This is a genomic window from Streptomyces sp. SGAir0957 (genome assembly GCF_043523415.1).
The window spans coordinates 2,799,663-2,818,585 of the sequence record NZ_CP027293.1; the positions used below are offsets into that span (position 1 = coordinate 2,799,663).

Genomic DNA, 18,923 nt, shown 5'->3' on the forward strand with positions numbered 1-18,923 from the left:
GGTGGCCCGGCGGGCCCCTGGGAGGAGTCCCCCCATGCGCGTGATCAGCCAGCGCCGCTTCGGCGGACCCGAGGTGCTCGAGGTGGTGGAGGCGGCGCGGCCGGTGCCCGGCGCGGGCGAGGTCCTGGTGCGGGTGCACGCGGCGGGGGTGAACCCGGCCGACCGGCTCGCCCGGTCCGGCGCGGCCCCCGTCCTCGGCGACCCGCCGTTCACCCTGGGCCTCGACGTCTCCGGGGTGGTCGCGGTGACGGGCGCGGACGTCACCGCGTTCCGCCCCGGCGACGAGGTGTTCGCGATGGTCCCGGGCGGCGGCTACGCCGAGTACGTCACCGTGCGGGCCGACGCGCTCGCGCCGAAGCCGGCCAGCGTCGACCACGTCCACGCGGCCGCCGCGCCCCGGGCGTGCCTGACGGCATGGCAGGCGCTCGTCGACCTCGGCCGGGTCGGCCCCGGGCACCGGGTGCTGATCCACGCGGCGGCGGGCGGCGTCGGGCACATCGCCGTGCAGCTCGCCAAGGTCCAGGGCGCGTACGTGATCGGCACCGCCCGCGCCGCACTGCACGGTTTCCTGCGTGATCTCGGCGTCGACGAGCCCCTCGACCACACCACAGCCGACTTCGCGCTGACCCTGCGCCAGGTGGACCTCGCGTTCGACCTGGTCGGCGGCGACTACGGGCCGCGCTCGCTCGCCACCCTGCGCCCCGGCGGCCTGCTCGTCCCGGCGGTCCTGACCGGGCTCGGCGTCACACCGGAGGAGGCGGCGGCCCGAGCGGTACGGCTGCGGCCGGTCGTCGTCCGCCCGTCGGGCAGCACGCTCGGCAAGGTGGCGGCGCTGATGGCGGCGGGCCGGCTGCGCCCGCACGTCTCGGCGGTGCTGCCCCTGGAGGAGGCGGGCAAGGCGCACGAGGTGGCGGCGGCGGGGCGGACGCAGGGCCGGATCGTGCTGACCGTACAACCGGTGTAGAGACAACACCGCCCCCGGCCGGGTGGGGGCCCGGGGCCGAGGGCGGGGTCGCAGGGGTGGGCAGGGCCCACCGGGCGGGCGTCAGCCCATGTGCGGGTACGGGTAGTCCGTCGGCGGGACCAGCGTCTCCTTGATGGCGCGGGTCAGCGTCCAGCGCATCAGGTTCTGCGGGGCACCGGCCTTGTCGTTGGTGCCGGAGGCGCGGCCGCCGCCGAAGGGCTGCTGGCCGACGACGGCGCCGGTCGACTTGTCGTTGATGTAGAAGTTGCCCGCGGCGTAGCGGAGCTTCTCCATCGTGTACGCGGCGGCGGCACGGTCGTTGGCGATCACCGCACCGGTCAGCGCGTAGTCGGACGCCGACTCCATCTGCTCCAGCATGGCGTCGTACTGGTCGTCCTCGTAGACGTACACGGCGAGGATCGGGCCGAAGTACTCGGTCGTGAAGACCTCGTTGGCCGGGTCCGTGCACTCGATGACGGTCGGGCGCACGAAGTAGCCGACCGAGTCGTCGTAGGTGCCGCCCGCGACGATCGTGCAGGAGTCGTCCGCCTTGGCGCGGTCGATCGCGGCCTTGTTCTTGGCGAACGAGCGCTCGTCGATGACGGCGCCGATGAAGTTCGACAGGTCGGTGACGTCACCCATGGTGATGCCGTCGACCTCGGCCGCGAACTCCTCCTTGAACCCGTCGTTCCAGATGGAGGCCGGGATGTAGGCGCGCGAGGACGCGGAGCACTTCTGGCCCTGGTACTCGAAGGAGCCGCGGGTCAGCGCGGTCTTGAGGACGGCGCGGTCGGCGCTCGGGTGGGCGACGACGAAGTCCTTGCCGCCGGTCTCGCCGACGAGGCGCGGGTAGGTGCGGTAGTTCTCGATGTTGTTGCCGACCGTCTTCCACAGGTGCTGGAAGGTCTTGGTCGAGCCGGTGAAGTGGATGCCGGCCAGGTCGCGGTGGTTCAGGGCGACCTCGGAGACGGCGAGGCCGTCACCGGTGACCAGGTTGATGACGCCCTTGGGGAGGCCGGCCTCCTCGAGCAGCTGCATCATCAGGACGGCGGCGTGCGTCTGCGTCGGGGACGGCTTCCAGACCACCACGTTGCCCATGAGGGCCGGGGCGGTGGGCAGGTTCGCGGCGATGGCCGTGAAGTTGAACGGCGTGATCGCGTAGACGAAGCCCTCGAGGGGACGGTGGTCCATGCGGTTCCACACGCCCGGCGAGTTGGCCGGCGGCTGCTCGGCGAGCAGGTTGCGGGCGTAGTGGACGTTGAAGCGCCAGAAGTCGACGAGCTCGCACGGGGTGTCGATCTCGGCCTGCTGGGCGGTCTTCGACTGGCCGAGCATCGTGGACGCGGCCAGCGTCTCGCGCCACGGGCCCGAGAGCAGCTCGGCGGCGCGCAGGATGATCGCGGCGCGGTCGTCGAAGGACATCGCGCGCCACGCCGGGGCGGCGGCCAGGGCGGCGTCGACCGCGTCCTTGGCGTCCTGCTCGGTGGCGTTGGCGTACGTGCCGATGACGGACTTGTGGTGGTGCGGCTGCACGACGTCGAAGCGCTCGCCGCCGCCCATCCGACGCACACCGCCGATGGTGCAGGGCAGGTCGATCGGGTTCTCGGCCAGCTCCTTGAGCTTGGCCTCCAGGCGGGCGCGCTCGGGCGATCCGGGGGCGTAGCCGTGCACCGGCTCGTTGACCGGGGCGGGGACTCGGGTCACGGCGTCCAGCGTCATGGTCCGTATCTCCTTCGGGGGGGGTCGGGAGGTGTTCGGGAAGCTATGGGGCCCTGTGACGGGCGGCCTTTACGGCCTTTGAGGGGCGGCTCAGTCCTTGGTGAGGACCGAGCGGGCGAAGAAGAGCAGGTTGGCGGGCTTCTCCGCGAGGCGGCGCATGAAGTACCCGTACCAGTCGGTGCCGTACGCGGTGTAGACACGCATCCGGTGGCCTTCGGCGGCGAGGCGCAGGTGCTCGTCGCTGCGGATGCCGTACAGCATCTGGAACTCGTACTCGTCCAGCTTGCGCCCGGCGGTCCTGGCCAGCTCCTGTGCGATGGAGATCAGGCGCGGGTCGTGGGACCCGATCATCGGGTAGCCCGAGCCCTCCATGAGGATGCGCATGATCCGCACGTACGCCTTGTCGGTCTCGGCCTTGTCCTGGTAGGCGACCTCGGCGGGCTCCTTGTAGGCGCCCTTGACGATGCGGACGCGCGAGCCGTTCGCGGCGAGGCGGCGGGCGTCGTCCTCGGTGCGGAACAGGTAGGCCTGGATGACGCAGCCGGTCTGCGGGAAGTCCTTCCGCAGCTCCTCGTGGATGGCGAACATCGAGTCGAGGGTGGTGTGGTCCTCGGCGTCCAGGGTGACCGTGGTGCCGATCTCGGCGGCGGCCTCGACGACGGGCCGCACGTTGGCGAGCGCCAGCTCGTGGCCGTCGGCGAGCGCCTGTCCGAACATCGACAGCTTCACGGACATCTCGGCCTTCGTGCCGAGGCCGAGGTCCTTGAGGCGGCCGATCAGCTCCAGGTAGGCGTCGCGCGCGGCGTGCGACTGCTCGACGGTGGTGATGTCCTCACCGACGACGTCGAGGGTCACTTCGAGCCCCTTGGCGGCGGCGTCCTCGATGACCGGCACGACCTGGTCGACGTTCTCACCGGCGATGAAGCGGGCGACGACCTGCTTGGTGCCCGGCGCCGCCGACACGAACGAGCGCATCTTGTCGCTGCGCGACGCGGCGAGGATCAGGGGAGCCAGCACGGGGCACCTCCACGGAGCAAGAGTTGAGGAGTGGCCGAACCCCTACAAAAGGGGAACGGCACGGGGAACCACCGTGAAATCTAAGGATCCCTCCGATCCTGTGCCATCGACAGCTGTCACGCATCTGTGTTCGCCACCTCAGACATCTGTATGAAGAGTCGGGTGGGGTGCGAGAGACTGGAGGGGTGAAAGGCGACTATCAGGAGCTCGTGGACGAGATCTCGGCGCTGCTCGGCGCCCCCGCGACCCTGGAGAACCGCGACTTCCGGCTGATCGCGTTCGGCGCGCAGCTCAGCGACGGGGACGCGGAGACCGATTTCGACGCCTCCACCCTCGACCCGGTCCGCACCCGATCGATCCTGACCCGCAGCTCCACGGCGGCGGTCCGGGCCTGGTTCGAGGGGTTCGGCATCACCCGGGCCACGGAACCGGTCCGCATCCCGGCCACCCCCGAGGCCGGGGTCTACCGCGGCCGGATCTGCCTCCCCGTACGCCACCGGGGCATCGTCCTCGGCTACGTATGGCTGCTCGACGACGATCCGGGTCCGACCCGCGACCAGCTCGACGCGGCGATGGAGGTCGCGGGCCGGATCGGGGCGCAGCTCGCGGACGAGGCGCAGGCGGGCGCGGACCTGACCCGCGAGTTCCACTCCGTGCTGACCGCCGAGCGCGGCTGGCAGCGCGACATGGCGGTGGCGGCGCTGCGCACGGCGCTCGGCAGCCGCGCGGAGGGCCTGCACACGGTGGTGTGCGTCGCCCCGTGGCCCTCCGCGGACCCGGACGACGCGCCGTCCGTGCGCTCGATCCCGGCGGCGGACGCACTATGCACCGTGCCGTGGGGCGTGACGGGCCAGTGCCTGGCGCTCCTGGTCCGCCTGCGCTCGGCGGAGGTCCTGTCCCCCGCGCTGACGGCGGCGGCGAAGCTGCGGGCGCGGGCCGGCACCGGCACGGTCGCGGCGGGCATCGGCGCCCCGCGCACCGACCTCGCCGAGCTGGCCGCGGCCTGGCAGGAGGCGACGGCGGCGGCGCGCACCGCCCTGGCCAACCCGCGCCTCGGCCCCGACACCCAGTGGTCGGCGATCGGCCCGTACCGCCTCCTCACGGCCCTGCCCGCCGAGGCGGCCCACGACCCGGCGGTGACCCCGCTCCTGGCCCCGGCCCACCAGCAGCTGGCGCGCACCGCGGAAACGTTCCTGGACTGCGCGGGTCAGGCGGGCCGGGCCGCCGCCGCCCTGGGCATCCACCGCCAGACCCTCTACTACCGCCTCTCCCGCGTCGAACAGCTCACGGGCCTCGACCTGGACGAGGGCGAGGACCGACTGCTGCTGCACATGGGGCTGAAGGCGTCACGACTCTGAGGGCGTCACGCCTTTGAAGGCGTGGGCGTCACGACTCTGAGGGCGTGGGCGTCACGCCTCCGAGGACGTGGGCTCCCCCGTCAACAGCCTGATCCCCTCCGTCAGTTCCGCCGCGCTCGGTACGAACTCCGGGTCGAAGGTGTGCTGCGCGACCAGTCCGAGGAGCAGGACCGAGCAGAATTTGCCGAGGGTGTCGACGCTGGGGTCGTCGGTCGACGGCTCCTCGCCGCCCATGATCATGGCGACGAAGCCGCTGCCCGCCTCGCGCTGAGCCGCCGAGAGGTACTCCCGTACCGCCGGGAGCTTGTCGCCCATGGTGACCAGCTCGATGCTCAGGTGCCAGATGGAGCCGGGCTTGCCGAGGCTCTCGGTGATGCCCGCGACGACGGCCTGGAACCGCTCCAGCGAGCCGTCGGCGCCCGGGAGCCGCTGGGGCGCTCCCCAGGCGTCCGCCGCGCGTTCGGCGAGCGCAACGTACGCCTGCGCGAGCAGCGCGTCCTTCGAGCCGTAGTGGTAGCCGATGGAGGCCAGGTTCGTCCCCGACTCGCGGACGATGTCGCGCGCCGTCGTGCGCACGAAGCCCTTTTCCAGGAGGCAGCGCTTGGCGCCTTCGAGCAGATCTTCGCGGTGTCCCATGGCGTCACCCTAGCCGGGATTCAGACGGTTGTCCCATACGCGCGTACTAGACAGCCGTATAAGACGTCCGTACAGTCCCTGTCATGACGAACCCGACGAGCACCACCACACCCCCCAACTCCCGTGCGGGGCGCCGCGAATGGACCGCCCTGGGCGTGCTGATGCTGCCGCTGCTCCTGGTGTCGATGGACGTCTCCGTCCTCTACTTCGCGATCCCCGCGATCAGCGCGGACCTGGCGCCGAGCGGCACACAGCAGCTCTGGATCTTCGACATCTACGCCTTCGTGCTCGCCGGGCTGCTCATGACCATGGGGTCCCTGGGCGACCGGATCGGGCGGCGCAAGCTGCTGCTCATCGGCGCCGCGGCCTTCGGCGCGGCCTCGGCGCTCGCCGCGTACGCGAACAGCGCGGAGACCCTCATCGCCGCGCGGGCGCTCCTCGGGGTCGGCGGCGCCACCCTCATGCCGTCGACCATGGCGATCGTCCGCACGATGTTCACCGACCCGGGCCAGCGCGCGAAGGCGATCGGACTGTGGTCGGCCGTCATGACCGGCGGGGTCGCGCTCGGCTCGGTGATGAGCGGTGTCCTCGTCGAGTACTTCTGGTGGGGCTCGGTCTTCCTGGTCAACCTGCCCGCGATGGTGCTGCTGCTCGTCCTCGGCCCGGTCCTGCTGCCGGAGTCGAGGAACCCGGAGCCCGGCCGCTTCGACCTGCTGAGTGTGCCGCTGTCGATGGCCGCCGTCCTGCCCGTCGTCTACGGCGTCAAGGAGATCCCGTCCGAGGGCTGGAACGTGCGCTACGTCGTCTCCATCACCGTGGGCCTGCTCTTCGCCGCCCTCTTCGTGCACCGCCAGCGCACCGCGAAGTCCCCGCTGATCTCCCCCGCGCTCTTCAAGGGCCGGGGCTTCGCACCCGCCGTCGTCCTCAACCTCGTCTCGTCCTTCGGCATGATGGGTTCGGCCTACTTCACCACCCAGTACCTCCAGTCCGTGCTCGGCAAGAGCTCCATGGCGGCCGCGCTCTGGGCGCTGCTCCCCACGGTCCTGGTCGGCGTCGCGGCGCCGGTCGCGGCCCACCTCGTCGAGAAGGGCGTGCACCGCGCCCATGTCGTCACCGGCGGCTTCACCGTCGCCGCCTGCGGATACGCCCTGCTGGCCCTCGCCGGCACGGACTCCCTGTGGCTGGTCCTGGCCGGCGCCGGGGTCCTCGCCTCCGGGATCGTCACCGTGATGTCCCAGATGATGGACCTGGCGCTCGGCACCGTCCCGGTCGCCCACTCCGGCTCGGCGGCCTCCCTCCTGGAGACGGGCGCGGAGTTCGGCGGCGCCCTCGGCATGGCCGTCCTCGGCTCCATCGGCACGGCGGTCTACCGCCACGACATCCCGTCCGGCGCGCCCGACGCGGCCCGCGAGACCCTGGGCGGCGCCCTCGCGACCGCGAGCCATCTGCCGTCCGAGGCGGCCCGCGCCCTCACGGACGCCGCCCGCGACGCCTTCACCCACGGCATGCAGGCGGCGGCCGTCGCCGGTGCGGTCCTGCTGCTCGGGGCGGCGGGAGCGGCGGCGCTCACCTTGCGCAAGGTGGTCGTACGGGAGCCCGCGCCCGAGGAGTGCTGCGCGAGCGACCCCGCGACGGTCTGACCGTCACCCGGGGCCGCCCGGACCCGGCGGTGCGCGGGTCGGGCCGTGCCAGGATGGGCCCGTGGCACAGACTTTCGACACGCCGTTCATCGGCCGGGCGGGCGAACTCGCCCGGCTCACCGGCGTATCCGAGCGGGCCGCCGCCGGAGAGCCCCGCGCCGTCCTCCTTGCCGGGGACGCCGGCGTCGGCAAGACCCGCACGCTGACGGAGGCCGCGCGGCACGCCGCCGGGACCGGGATGACCGTACTGACCGGGCACTGCGTGGACCTCGGCGACGTGGGCCTGCCCTACCTCCCCTTCACGGAGATCCTGGGCGCGGCCGCCGCCGACGAACGGCTCGCCCCGGCTTTCGCGGGGTACCCGGCGGTCCACCAGCTGCTCGGCGCCGCCCCGGGGAACGGCGCCGCGACCGACCCGGGCAGCCGCTTCCAGCTCTTCGAGGGCGTCGCCGGCCTCCTCGCCGAACTGACCGCGCTGACCCCGCTCCTCCTCGTCATCGAGGACCTGCACTGGGCCGACCAGTCCTCCCGCGACCTGCTCCGCTTCCTGCTCAGCCGGGGCATCCTGCAACGCCCCACCCCGGCGGGGCCGCCCCACCGCCTCGCCGTCTTCGCCTCGTACCGCGCCGACGACCTGCACCGCCGCCACCCGCTGCGCCCCCTGCTCGCCGAACTCGTCCGGCTGCCCGCCGTCGAACGCCTCGACCTGCGCCCGATGGCCGACGCGGACATGGCCCGCCTCGTCCGCGCGCAGCGCACCGGGCCCGTCCCCGACAGCACGGTGCGCCGCATCGTCGACCGTGCCGAGGGCAACGCCTTCTACGCCGAGGAGCTGCTCGCCGCGCTCCCCGGGACCGGCTCCCCCGACGGTCCCGACAGGCTCGGCGGCCTCGCGGACGTCCTGCTCATCCGCATCGAGCAGCTCACCGAGACCGCCCAGCAGGTGCTCCGCACCGCCGCCGTCGCGGGCCGCAAGGTCGGCCACGAACTGCTGCGCGGCGCCGTCCAACTTCCCGAGGAGGAACTGGAGTCGGCGCTGCGCGAAGCCGTCGGGCGGCAACTGCTCGTGCCGGGCGACGACGCCACGTACTCCTTCCGCCACGCCCTCACCCGCGAGGCCGTCTACGCCGACCTGCTGCCCGGCGAACGCGTCCGCCTGCACGGCGTCTTCGCCCGCCTCCTCGCCGCCGAAGGCCACGCACCGGCGAGCGCGGCCGAACGCGCCCACCACTCACGCGAGAGCCACGACCTGCCCGACGCGCTGGCCGCCTCCCTCGAAGCCGCCGACCACGCCCAGCGCGTCCGCGCCCCCGCCGAGGAGCTGCGCCACCTGGAGACCGCGCTCGAACTGTGGTCCGTCGTCGACGCCGCCGCCCGTCCCGTCCACGGCGACCGGGTCACCCTCACCCTGCGCGCCTCCGCGGCCGCCGCCCGCGCGGGCGAACCGCACCGCGCCGTCCAGCTCACCCGCTCCGCGCTCGCCCGCGCGGGCTCGGACGCCGACTCCGAACTCGCCGCCCGCGTCCGCTACACCCTCGCGGGCAACCTGATGCGGATCGACAACCTGGAGGCCGCGTTCACCTACAGCAGCGAGGCGCTGGCCCTCATCCCCGCCGAACCGCCCTCCCCCACCTGGGTGTGGGCCGCCGCGACGCACGTCATGGCCGCCCGGTACGTGGGGCGCGACGAGGACGCGGAGCGCGTCGCGCGGCAGGCCCTCGGCGTCGCCGAACGGCTCGGGCTCGCCGACGCGCAGGCCGACCTGGTGATCTCCCTGGTCGGCCTCGAACCCGACAACCGGCGTACGGCGAAGGGGCGCGAGCGCCTCGTCCACGCCCGCGACCTGGCCACCCGCGCCGGGAACCTGGCCGTCGAGATGCGCGCCCTCTACAACCTCGGGATCGGCTGCTACGAGTCCGGCGACCTGGGCGCGAGCCTGGACTGGCTCGCCGTCGGCCTCGACCGCGCCCGCCGCGCCGGTCTCCTCACCTCCCCGTACGCCCTGGAACTGCGCTACCTGCAGTCCGTGCTCCTCTACACCCTCGGCCGCTGGGACGAGTGCGTGCGCGCCGCCGACGCCGACGCCGAACTCCTGCCGACAGCGGGCGCGTTCACCACCGCACCGGCCCTCTACGTCGCCCTCGCGCGGGGCGCCTACGAGACCGCCGCCGCCGGGGCCCGCGCCCTGCTCGGCCCCGGCGCCGACTGGATGGCGGCGCTCGTCGCCAGCGTCGTCCTCATCGACGAGGCGGCCCTGCGCGGCGACGCCGAGGAATGCGTACGCCGGATGGACGCCGCGACCGAGCGGCTCGTGGAAGGCGCGGGCTCGGAGCGGCCCGACGCCTTCGTGCGGCTCGCCGCGCTGACCCTGGCGGCGGTCGCCGACGCGGCCGAGGAGGCCCGCCTCTCCGGTGACACGGACACCGCGGGACGCTGGGCGCGGACCGCCACCGAACTGGCCGACCTGGCACGCGCCACGGCGGCCCAGGGCGAGGACGGCACCGAGCAGGGGCCCGAGGGGCTGGCCTGGCTGGCGCGCGCCGAGGCCGAGGAGGCCCGCGCCGCCAGCGGGCCGTGCGTCGACGCCTGGGAGCGGGCGGTCACCGCGTTCGGCTACGGCGAACCGTACGAACTGGCCCGCTGCCGCCGCAGGCTCGCCGAGGCGCTGCTCACCGCGGAGCGCCGCGAGGAGGCCGCCGAGCAGACGCGTACGGCCCGGGAGGTCGCGGAACAGCTCGGCGCGGTGCCGCTGCGCGAGGCCCTGGACGCGCTGGCCCGCCGGGGCGGCTTCGCCGACGCGCCGGGCGGCAAAGAGCGGATCGCGTCCCTGACCGCCCGCGAGAGCGACGTGCTGCGGCTGCTCGGCCGGGGCCGCACCAACCGCCAGATCGGCGAGGAGCTGTTCATCAGCGGCAAGACGGCGAGCGTCCACGTCTCGAACATCCTCGCCAAACTGGGCGCGACGAGCCGCACGGAGGCGGTGGGCATCGCCTACCGGGAGGGCCTGATCGAGCGCGCCCCGTCCTGACAGCCTGTCTTCGAGAACGGCTGAGGGCCGGTCACCGCGCGGGTGACCGGCCCTCAGAGCTGCTGTGGGTCAGACCAGGTTGACCGAGCGCGCCGACGTCGCGCCGATCTCCGCCGCCACCTCGCTCAGCACGTTCTGCGGCACCGAGTCGTCGACGGTCAGCACCGCGAGGGCCTCGCCGCCGACATCGGCGCGGGCGACCTGCATGCCGCCGATGTTGATGCCCGCCTCGCCGAGGACGCGGCCGACCGTGCCGACGACACCGGGACGGTCCTCGTAGCGCAGGACGACCATGTGGTCGGCGAGCGCCAGGTCCACGTCGTACTCGCCGACGGCGACGATCTTCTGCAGGTGCTTGGGACCGGCGAGCGTGCCGGAGACCGAGACCTCCTGGCCGTCACCGAGGGTGCCGCGCACCGTGACGACGTTGCGGTGGTCGGGCGACTCCGAGCTGGTGGTGAGGCGGACCTCGACACCGCGCTCCTGCGCGAACAGCGGCGCGTTCACGTAGGACACCGTCTCGTCGACGACGTCCTCGAACACACCCTTCAGCGCGGAGAGTTCGAGCACCTTCACGTCGTGCTGGGTGATCTCGCCGTACACCTCGACGTCGAGACGGACCGCGACCTCACCGGCGAGCGCGGTGAAGATCCGGCCGAGGCGCTCGGCGAGCGGCAGACCCGGCTTGACGTCCTCGGCGATGACACCGCCCTGCACGTTCACCGCGTCCGGGACCAGCTCACCGGCGAGGGCGAGCCGCACCGACTTGGCGACGGCAATACCGGCCTTCTCCTGCGCCTCGTCGGTCGAGGCGCCGAGGTGCGGGGTGCAGACGACCTGGTCGAACTGGAACAGCGGGGAGTCCGTGCAGGGCTCCTTCGCGTACACGTCCAGACCGGCGCCCGCGACGCGGCCCTCCTTGAGCGCCGAGTACAGCGCCTCCTCGTCGACGATCCCGCCGCGCGCGGCGTTCACGATCCGCACCGACGGCTTGACCTTGTGCAGCGCCTCGTCGCCGATCAGGCCGAGCGTCTCCGGCGTCTTCGGGAGGTGGACGGTGATGAAGTCCGAGACCTCGAGCAGCTCGTCGAGCGAGAGGACCTTGACGCCCATCTGCGCCGCGCGCGCGGGCTGCACGTACGGGTCGTAGGCGACGACCTTCATGCCGAACGCGGACATGCGCTGGGCCACGAGCGCGCCGATGCGGCCGAGACCGACGACGCCCAGGGTCTTCTCGGCCAGCTCCACACCCGTGTACTTGCTGCGCTTCCACTCCCCGCCCTTGAGGGCCTGGCTGCCCTGCGGGATGTTGCGGGCGGTGGCGATGAGGAGGCCGCAGGCCAGCTCGGCGGCGGTCACGATGTTCGACGTCGGGGCGTTGACCACCATGACGCCGGCCTTGGTGGCGGCGGACACGTCCACGTTGTCCAGGCCGACGCCGGCTCGTGCGACGACCTTCAGCTTCTTCGCGGCGGCGATCGCCTCGGCGTCGACCTTGGTGGCCGAGCGGATCAGGATGGCGTCGACATCGGCGATGGCGGGCAGCAGCTCCGCGCGGTCCGCCCCGTTGCACTGGCGGATCTCGAAGTCCGGGCCCAGCGCGTCGACGGTGGCGGGCGACAGCTCTTCAGCGATGAGTACGACGGGTTTGGCAGCAGTGCTCACGTGAGTCCTCACAAGTCCCAATGCGGACGGCCGTCCCGACGGCCGCAAGCGGTGGAGGGGTGGGTGCATGGCCGCGTGGAAGACGCACGACGCTGTGGGCCCGACGCGAATTAGTTCAGCAGTGTAGTGGCGCGCGGGGAAGCGGCTTGCGCCTCCCTGGAAGGATCACTCGTCCGTGGCTGGACGCCGTGGACAACGCGGCGATGGCGAACGGGGCCGCGGCGTCCGCCGCGGCCCCGTCGTCCGAGGCTTACGCCTCCTCGTCCACCCAGCTCATGAGCTTGCGCAGCTCCTTGCCCGTGGTCTCGAGCAGGTGCTCGGAGTCCTGCTTCTTGTACTCGTTGTACTTCTTCAGACCGCTGTGGTACTCGTCCATCCAGTTACGGGCGAAGGTGCCGTCCTGGATCTCGGCGAGGACCTGCTTCATCTCGGTCTTGGTGGCCTCCGTGATGATGCGCGGGCCGGTGACGTAGTCGCCCCACTCGGCGGTCTCGGAGATCGACCAGCGCATCTTCTCCAGGCCGCCCTCGTACATGAGGTCCACGATGAGCTTCAGCTCGTGCAGGCACTCGAAGTAGGCGATCTCCGGCTGGTAGCCGGCCTCGGTCAGCGTCTCGAAGCCCGCCTTGACCAGCGCGGCGGTGCCACCGCAGAGCACGGCCTGCTCGCCGAAGAGGTCGGTCTCGGTCTCCTCGGTGAAGGTCGTCTTGATGACGCCGGCGCGGGTGCCGCCGATGCCCTTGGCGTAGGACAGCGCCAGCTCGAAGGCCTTGCCGGTGGCGTCCTGCTCGACGGCCGCGATACACGGGACGCCGCGGCCCTCCTCGTACTGACGGCGCACCAGGTGGCCCGGGCCCTTGGGGGCGACCATGCAGACGTCGACGCCCGCCGGGGGCTTGATGAAGTCGTAGCGGATGTTCAGGCCGTGCCCGAAGAACAGCGCGTCGCCGTCCTTCAGGTTGTCCTTGATCGACTCCTCGTAGACCTGGGCCTGGATCGGGTCCGGCACCAGGATCATGATGACGTCGGCCTCGGCGGCGGCTTCCGACGGCGTCACCACGCGCAGGCCCTGCTCCTCGGCCTTGGTCTTGGACTTGGAGCCCTCGTGCAGACCGACGCGGACGTCGACACCCGAGTCACGGAGCGACAGCGCGTGGGCGTGGCCCTGGCTGCCGTAACCGATCACCGCGACCTTGCGGTTCTGGATGATGGACAGATCGGCGTCGTCGTCGTAGAACAGCTCGGCCACTGGGGTTCTCCTTGGTGTGCGGTGTTGCGTCCCACCGTACGGCGGGGGGCGGAAGGAAAGTTTTCAGGTCTCGCTATGCGAGAGAACGCTGTGTGTACGGGCGCGCGACCGCTTATGCGCTGCGTTCCAGCGCCCGCAGGCTCCGGTCGGTGATGGAGCGCGAGCCGCGGCCGATCGCGATGGTGCCGGACTGGACGAGCTCCTTGATGCCGAACGGTTCCAGCATCTTGAGCATCGCCTCCAGCTTGTCGCTGGACCCGGTGGCCTCGATGGTGACGGCCTCGGGCGAGACGTCGACGGTCTTGGCGCGGAACAGCTGGACGATCTCGACGATCTGCGAGCGCGTCTCGTTGTCCGCGCGGACCTTGACGAGCACCAGCTCGCGCTGGACGGCGGAGCCCGGCTCCAGTTCGACGATCTTCAGGACGTTGACCAGCTTGTTGAGCTGCTTGGTGACCTGTTCGAGCGGGAGTCCCTCGACATTCACCACGATGGTGATGCGGGAGATGTCGGGGTGCTCGGTGATGCCGACGGCGAGCGAGTCGATGTTGAAGCCGCGGCGCGAGAACAGGGCGGTGATCCGGGCGAGCACGCCCGGCTTGTTCTCGACCAGGACGGAGAGCGTGTGCTTGGTGGACATGGCGGTCGTTCCTCTTCCTGACAGCTCTCAGTCGTCTTCGTTGTCGCCGAAGTCGGGGCGGACGCCGCGCGCGGCCATGACCTCGTCGTTGGAGGTGCCGGCGGCGACCATCGGCCACACCATGGCGTCCTCGTGGACGATGAAGTCGATCACGACCGGGCGGTCGTTGACCGCGTTGGCCTCCTCGATGCACTTGTCGAGGTCCTCGGGGCGCTCACAGCGGATCGCGTAGCAGCCCATCGCCTCGGACAGCTTCACGAAGTCCGGGACGCGGGTGCCCTTGTTGGGCGGGGTCTCGCCGTCCGGGCCCGCGTGCAGCACGGTGTTCGAGTAGCGCTGGTTGTAGAACAGGGTCTGCCACTGGCGGACCATCCCGAGGGCGCCGTTGTTGATGATGGCGACCTTGATCGGGATGTTGTTCAGGGCGCAGGTGGTGAGCTCCTGATTGGTCATCTGGAAGCAGCCGTCGCCGTCGATCGCCCAGACCGGCTTGTCGGGCGCGCCGGCCTTGGCGCCCATCGCGGCGGGGACCGCGTAGCCCATGGTCCCGGCGCCGCCGGAGTTCAGCCAGGTGGCGGGCTTCTCGTACTGGATGAAGTGCGCGGCCCACATCTGGTGCTGGCCGACGCCCGCGGCGAAGATCGTGTCGTCGGGCGCGAGTTGCCCGATCCGCTGGATGACCTGCTGCGGGGAGAGCGAGCCGTCCTCGGGCAGGTCGTAGCCGAGCGGGTAGGTGTCGCGCCAGCGGCTGAGATCCCGCCACCAGGCGCTGTAGTCACCCGTGTTGCCGTCGGCGTGCTCCTTCTGGACTGCCTGGACCAGGTCGGCGATGACCTCGCGGGCGTCACCGACGATCGGCACGTCGGCGGCGCGGTTCTTGCCGATCTCGGCGGGGTCGATGTCGGCGTGGACGATCTTCGCGAACGGGGCGAAGCTGTCCAGCTTGCCGGTGACACGGTCGTCGAAACGGGCGCCGAGGGCGACGATCAGGTCGGCCTTCTGCAGCGCGGTGACGGCGGTGACCGCACCGTGCATGCCCGGCATTCCCACGTGCAGCGGGTGGCTGTCGGGGAACGCGCCGAGCGCCATCAGGGTGGTGGTGACGGGCGCTCCGGTGAGCTCGGCGAGGACCTTGAGCTCGGCGGTGGCGTGCGCCTTGAGGACGCCGCCACCCACGTACAGGACGGGCCGCTTCGCGTTCGTGATCAGTTTCGCGGCCTCGCGGATCTGCTTGGCGTGCGGCTTGGTCACCGGGCGGTAGCCGGGCAGGTCCGTCTGCGGCGGCCAGGAGAACGTCGTCCTGCGCTGCAGCACGTCCTTCGGGATGTCCACGAGAACCGGGCCCGGACGGCCGGTGGAGGCGATGTGGAACGCCTCGGCGATCACCTTGGGGATGTCCTCGCCCTTGGTGACCAGGAAGCTGTGCTTGGTGATCGGCATGGTGATGCCGACGATGTCCGCCTCCTGGAAGGCGTCCGTGCCGATGGCCTCGGAGACGACCTGGCCGGTGATCGCGACGAGCGGCACCGAGTCCATGTTCGCGTCGGCGATCGGCGTCACCAGGTTGGTGGCGCCGGGACCGCTCGTCGCCATGCAGACGCCGACCTTGCCGGTGGCCTGCGCGTAACCGGTGGCCGCGTGGCCCGCACCCTGCTCGTGACGGACGAGCACGTGACGCACCCGGCTGGAGTCCATCATCGGGTCGTAGGCCGGAAGGATCGTGCCACCCGGAATGCCGAATACGGTGTCGGCCCCGACCTCCTCAAGCGAGCGAATGAGGGACTGCGCTCCCGTGACGTGCTCGACGGGGGCGGACTGTCCTCCGGAACGGGGCCGCGGCTGCGGATGGTGGGCCCCGGTGGCCTGCTCGGTCATCGGCATTCTCTTCTCGATGCTGAGGGTTTTTGCGAGGGTTGTGCAGGAGTGTTGCGGGTTGCGTCCTGTGCCGGTGCAACAAAAAACCCCTCGTGCCGTGAGGCAAGCGAGGGGAGCGCGCCGGGAGCGGTCGCTGGGGATTCCGGTGTGGACCGGTGGGTCCCAGCTTCAGCCGACGCGCTTTCCAAGTACGAGAATTCGGGTGCGCATGGCTCTGACCCTCCCCCCGGCACGCATGGCGTGTCAAGTGGGTGGGACGGGCGTCTCAGCATGTGAGCGCGCGGAGAGCGCCCCCGCGAGCACCGGTTCGCCCACCCCGAGCGGCACCGGGTACTCCCCCGAACTCAGCGCACACCGCAGCCGGTACTCGTCGAGCGGCCCCGAGAACGCCATCCCCTGCCCGTGCGTGCACCCCATCTTCCGCAGCGCGAGCACCTGCTCCGGCAGGTCCACTCCGTCGGCCACCGAGGCGAGCCCGAGGTCGCCCGCGATCCGCAGCAGCCCGCTGGTGATCTTGTGCAGACGCGCGGACTCGACGACGCTCTCGACGAGGGACCTGTCCAGTTTCAGTACGTCCACGGGGAGGCGGCGCAGCGCGGTGATCGCCGCATAGCCGCTGCCGAAACCGTCCAGGGCGATACGGACACCGAGTCTGCGCAGCGCGGTGAGGCGCCGCTCCAGCTCGTCGAGCGGCACTCTCGGGTCGCTGTCGGCCAGCTCGATGACGAGCGCGCCGGACGGCAGTCCGTGCCGGGTGAGCAGCGCCTCGATGGAGCCGAGCGGCATGGCCCGGTCCAGGAGTCTGCGCGCGCTCATCCGCACGACGACCGGCGTCACATGCCCGCTCTGGCGGCGGTCCGCGGCCTGTTCGACGGCCTTCTCCAGCGTCCAGCGGCCCAGCTCGGCGGTGCGCTCACCGTCGTCGGCCACCCGCAGGAACTCGGCGGGCGTGAAGAGGATGCCCTGCGACGAGCGCCAGCGGGCCTGCGCGGCGACCGCCGTGATCCGGCCGTCGTCGAGCGAGACGACCGGCTGGTGCAGCAGGGCGAACTCCCCGTCGTGCAGCGCCGTCCGCAGCCTGGTGGCCAGCTCCGCCTTCCGTACGACATCGGCCTGCATCTGCGGCGCGTACAGCTCGACCCGGCCCTTGCCCGCGGCCTTGGCGCGGTACATCGCCAGGTCCGCGTTGCGCAGCAGCTCTCCCGCCGTGATCTCGGGCTCGGCGAAGGAGACGCCGATGGAGGCGGCGACCCGGACGTCCTTGTGCCCGTCGATCGTGTACGGCTGGGACAGGGCGATTCTGAGCCGGTCGGCCAGCTCGTATATCTGCTGCTCCCTGGCGGTGTGGTCGCGACCTCCGTCGCCGACGATGAGCGCCGCGAACTCGTCACCGCCGAGACGGGCCGCGGTGTCTCCGGAACGTACGGAGTCGGCCAGCCTTCTTGCCGCCTGCACGAGCAGTTCGTCGCCCGCCTGGTGGCCGATCGTGTCGTTGACCTGCTTGAAGCCGTCGAGGTCGATGAAGAGCACGGCGGTGCCCCGGTCGCTGGCCCGCCGCCCGGTCAGGGCCTGGCTCACCCGCTTGGTGAACAGCGCCCGGTTGGGCAGGTCGGTGAGCGGGTCGTGTTCCGCGTTGTGCTGCAGCTGGGCCTGGAGGCGGACGCGCTCGGTGACGTCTCTGCTGTTGAGGATCAGTCCGCCGTGGTGGCGGTTGATCGTGGACTCCACGTTCAGCCAGGCTCCGGTGCCGGAGCGGAAGCGGCACTCGATCCGGGTGGTGGGCTCCTCGACCTGGCCTGCGGCGAGGAACCTGCGCACCTCGTGCATGACGCGCCTGAGGTCCTCGGGGTGGATGATCGAGGCGAGTTCGGAGCCGACCAGCTCCTCCGCGTCCCGGCCGTAGACCCCGGCGGCGGCCGGGCTGACGTATCTGAGGATCCCGTTCGGCGCGGCGATCATGATGACGTCGCTGGAGCCCTGCACCAGGGAGCGGAAGTGGTTCTCCTTCTGCGCCAGCTCCTGGGTGAGCGTGATGTTGTCCAGGAGCATGATCCCCTGGCGTACGACGAGCGCGAGGACCACGGTGCAGGCCGTGAAGAGCACGACCCGGTCGACACTGTGCCCGTTCAGCACGTTGTACAGAATGCCGAGGGTGCAGACCGCGGCGGCCAGGTACGGGGTCAGCGCGGCCAGCGATCCGGAGATCGGCCGGGTGTGGCTGACCTGGTAGCGCACGTCGGGGCCCGAGGGCCGCTCCTCGCGCGGCGGGTGCGGGTCGGCCGCGGGGCCCACCCAGGGCGCGTACGCGAGTAAAAGCGACCCGGCGAACCAGCCCGCGTCGAGGATCTCGCCCGAGCGGTAACTGGCGTGCAGCAGCGGCGAGGTGAACAGGGCGTCGCACATCACGGTCAGGGCGAGCGCCCCGATCGCGGTGTTCACCGCCGTGCGGTTACCGGGTGAGCGCCGGAAGTGCAGCGCGAGCACCATGCTGACCAGCGCGATGTCGAGCAGCGGATAGGCGAGCGAGAGCGCGGTGCGGGTGACGCTCTGCCCCTCGGACTCGGCGGTGTGCGCGAGGGCGAGACTCCACGAAAGGGTGACGAGGGATCCGGCGATGAGCCAGGCGTCGAGCCCGAGGCAGGTCCAGCCGGCCTTCGACACGGGCCGCTTCGCGAGGACGAGGAGGCCGATGATCGCGGGCGGCGCGAAGCAGAGGAAGAACAGGTCGGCGAGGCTCGGTGTCGGCACGGGCGCCTTCAGGACGACCTCGTACCAGCCCCACACGCCGTTCCCCAGCGAGGCCATCAGCGAGGACAGCGCGAAGAGGAGCCAGGCCGGTCGAAAGCGACTGCGCCGCGAGCGGGCGTACAGGAAGTTCGACACGGCGGCGACGGCGGCGGCCACGCTGAGCCCGAAGTCACCCATGAACAGGGCGACTTCCTTGCTGCCCCAGCCGAGCGCCGAGCCGGTGGCGTACGCCGCGCACAGGACGGTGAGGACCACTTGCGGGCCTGTCACCGAGCCGCCGCCACCCGGCTCCAGGCGCCTCTGCACCGGGGGCCTGGCCTGCAGGGATCCGAGGACGGGGGTCTCCGTCGGCTGCGCGGTCATCGGACCGCCCCGCTCCGTGCC

The 18,923-nt window shown here is 71.7% G+C and carries 12 protein-coding genes; 4 read left to right on the top strand and 8 right to left on the bottom strand.

Going from position 1 to position 18,923, the window contains the following annotated elements; all coding sequences use genetic code 11:
- Positions 1–34: 34 nt before the first annotated feature.
- A complete protein-coding gene (locus tag C1N81_RS17435) occupies positions 35–964 on the top strand; it encodes an NADP-dependent oxidoreductase (protein ID WP_394430129.1) in 930 nt (309 codons plus the stop codon).
- Between the two features lie 81 nt (positions 965–1,045).
- Here the strand turns inward: C1N81_RS17435 and pruA are convergent, their stop codons facing one another.
- Together pruA and C1N81_RS17445 are read right to left on the bottom strand one after the other, a co-directional pair.
- A complete protein-coding gene (gene pruA, locus C1N81_RS17440; RefSeq protein ID WP_394438009.1) occupies positions 1,046–2,677 on the bottom strand; it encodes an L-glutamate gamma-semialdehyde dehydrogenase in 1,632 nt (543 codons plus the stop codon).
- Positions 2,678–2,773: 96 nt separating this feature from the next.
- The gene (locus tag C1N81_RS17445) at positions 2,774–3,700 is read right to left on the bottom strand and encodes a proline dehydrogenase family protein (protein WP_394430131.1); all 927 of its coding nucleotides are present in this window, start codon (positions 3,698–3,700) and stop codon (positions 2,774–2,776) included.
- Between the two features lie 185 nt (positions 3,701–3,885).
- Between C1N81_RS17445 and C1N81_RS17450 the strand changes: the two genes are divergently transcribed.
- The gene (locus C1N81_RS17450) at positions 3,886–5,058 is read left to right on the top strand and encodes a PucR family transcriptional regulator (RefSeq protein ID WP_394430133.1); all 1,173 of its coding nucleotides are present in this window, start codon (positions 3,886–3,888) and stop codon (positions 5,056–5,058) included.
- 51 nt (positions 5,059–5,109) lie between these two features.
- On the opposite strand, the gene C1N81_RS17455 is transcribed toward C1N81_RS17450, so the two are convergent.
- On the bottom strand, positions 5,110–5,694 hold the full coding sequence (locus tag C1N81_RS17455; RefSeq protein ID WP_394430135.1) for a TetR/AcrR family transcriptional regulator: 585 nt from the start codon (positions 5,692–5,694) through the stop codon (positions 5,110–5,112).
- An 83-nt stretch (positions 5,695–5,777) separates the two neighbouring features.
- Between C1N81_RS17455 and C1N81_RS17460 the strand changes: the two genes are divergently transcribed.
- Both C1N81_RS17460 and C1N81_RS17465 read left to right on the top strand, forming a co-directional pair.
- Positions 5,778–7,334, top strand: a complete 1,557-nt coding sequence (locus tag C1N81_RS17460; protein ID WP_394430137.1) for an MFS transporter — start codon at positions 5,778–5,780, stop codon at positions 7,332–7,334.
- Positions 7,335–7,395: 61 nt separating this feature from the next.
- Entirely contained in the window at positions 7,396–10,362 is a 2,967-nt protein-coding gene (locus C1N81_RS17465) for a helix-turn-helix transcriptional regulator (protein WP_394430139.1), read from the top strand.
- A 69-nt stretch (positions 10,363–10,431) separates the two neighbouring features.
- Here the strand turns inward: C1N81_RS17465 and serA are convergent, their stop codons facing one another.
- The 5 genes from serA to C1N81_RS17490 all read right to left on the bottom strand — a co-directional run bounded on the left by serA (position 10,432) and on the right by C1N81_RS17490 (position 18,902).
- Positions 10,432–12,027, bottom strand: a complete 1,596-nt coding sequence (serA, locus tag C1N81_RS17470; RefSeq protein WP_394430141.1) for a phosphoglycerate dehydrogenase — start codon at positions 12,025–12,027, stop codon at positions 10,432–10,434.
- 250 nt (positions 12,028–12,277) lie between these two features.
- Positions 12,278–13,276: a ketol-acid reductoisomerase gene (gene ilvC / locus C1N81_RS17475; RefSeq protein ID WP_394430143.1), complete on the bottom strand. Its 999-nt coding sequence runs from the start codon at positions 13,274–13,276 to the stop codon at positions 12,278–12,280.
- Between the two features lie 112 nt (positions 13,277–13,388).
- Positions 13,389–13,916, bottom strand: a complete 528-nt coding sequence (gene ilvN, locus C1N81_RS17480; protein ID WP_361065303.1) for an acetolactate synthase small subunit — start codon at positions 13,914–13,916, stop codon at positions 13,389–13,391.
- A 27-nt stretch (positions 13,917–13,943) separates the two neighbouring features.
- A complete protein-coding gene (locus C1N81_RS17485) occupies positions 13,944–15,791 on the bottom strand; it encodes an acetolactate synthase large subunit (protein WP_394430145.1) in 1,848 nt (615 codons plus the stop codon).
- A 243-nt stretch (positions 15,792–16,034) separates the two neighbouring features.
- Positions 16,035–18,902 carry a putative bifunctional diguanylate cyclase/phosphodiesterase gene (locus C1N81_RS17490; RefSeq protein ID WP_394430147.1) on the bottom strand — a complete coding sequence of 956 codons (2,868 nt, stop codon included), beginning with the start codon at positions 18,900–18,902 and terminating at the stop codon, positions 16,035–16,037.
- Positions 18,903–18,923 lie beyond the last annotated feature (21 nt).